Genomic DNA, 1173 nt, shown 5'->3' with positions numbered 1-1173 from the left:
AGCATAAAGGCGGTAAAAGGCTGCCAATCTGTAAAAATGAGCAAATCACGTCGGAGATATGGATGTTTTTTGCTCATTTTGTGATTTTGGATATCTGAATAACCTATTCTCGGTCAGGCTCCTAGCGAAGCAATGTTGTACGCCAGCCTGATTCACCACGGTTTCGATAAGCATACTGTTACCTTCAGTGATGGTGACCAGCAGTTTGATGTTCTCGATCATGCACAATGCTGGCTGCATGCAGCGAGGCCATTGGAGAAAGTCATTCCGGTCAATGAGCAGCAGGCCAATGCCCAATACTGGTGCCTGAATTGGTTCTGGGATATTTATCGTGACTTGAAGGCTTTCAAGGCCGGGCGGTCAGAGACAAAAGCGAATCGGATACGACAGGGTTTTGACAGACTGGTGCATACGCAAACGATCTGTACAGGGCTGCAGGAGGCTCTGGGAGGCCTGGAAGTTATCCGGGAAGAGTTACTGCTGGTGTTGAGTGACCCGTCTCTGCCACTGCACAACAATCTCAGCGAAAGCCAGATCAGCGAGCACGTGAAGCGCCGTAAAATCAGTGGCGGGACGCGCAGCGAAGCAGGACGGCAATGTCGCGACACCTTTGCCAGCCTGAAGAAAACGTGTCGCCAGCATGGTCTCTCGTTCTGGGACTGTCTGACAGACAGGTTAAACAGTACCGGCTTATTCCCGAGACTGGCAGATGTTATTGAATACGCTTCATGCTGGCTGCCATGTGGTCAATGCAGAAGCTTTTGAGAACTTACGAATGACTCATCCTGTGCGATGGTGGTGGTAGTAACAGTGCCATGACGTACCTCTTCAAGGAAGACTTGCAGGGACTGTCGAACCGCCTGGGGTTGAAAATCCGAATAGCACACTACCCACCGTACTGCTCCAAATATAACCCCATTGAGCATCGGTTATTTCCCCATGTGACGCGTGCTTGCAAGGGGGCCCACTGGAAAGCATTGAAACAGCGGCACACTACATGAGTAAGACAGAGACAAGCAAAGGTCTTGCCGTGACGGTGAGAATCATCGTTGACATCCTCCCCGCCCTAAAGAACGGGGATTCCTACAGCTAGACGGTCATGCCCGACCGCAAGAATGTTTCTTGCTGCGTTTACGTCACGCAGATGTTCAGCTCCGCACTCTGAACAGACCC

Annotated in this window: 3 protein-coding genes; 2 read left to right on the top strand and 1 reads right to left on the bottom strand. The window is 51.1% G+C overall.

Features of this window, described 5'->3' with window-relative positions:
* The first annotated feature begins 132 nt into the window (after positions 1 to 132).
* The gene (locus tag ACR2PX_RS15060; RefSeq protein WP_434000174.1) at positions 133 to 765 is read left to right on the top strand and encodes an IS66 family transposase; all 633 of its coding nucleotides are present in this window, start codon (positions 133 to 135) and stop codon (positions 763 to 765) included.
* 17 nt (positions 766 to 782) lie between these two features.
* Entirely contained in the window at positions 783 to 1001 is a 219-nt protein-coding gene (locus tag ACR2PX_RS15055) for an ISAzo13-like element transposase-related protein (RefSeq protein ID WP_434000175.1), read from the top strand.
* A 65-nt stretch (positions 1002 to 1066) separates the two neighbouring features.
* Here ACR2PX_RS15055 and ACR2PX_RS15050 read toward each other — a convergent pair.
* Positions 1067 to 1173, bottom strand: a 107-nt coding sequence (locus ACR2PX_RS15050) for a zinc ribbon domain-containing protein (RefSeq protein WP_433999696.1), incomplete at its 5' end; no start/stop codon positions are given.

This window comes from Endozoicomonas sp. (assembly GCF_051008435.1).
GTDB lineage: Bacteria > Pseudomonadota > Gammaproteobacteria > Pseudomonadales > Endozoicomonadaceae > Endozoicomonas_A.
This window is presented reverse-complemented; position numbering and strand designations above follow the sequence as displayed.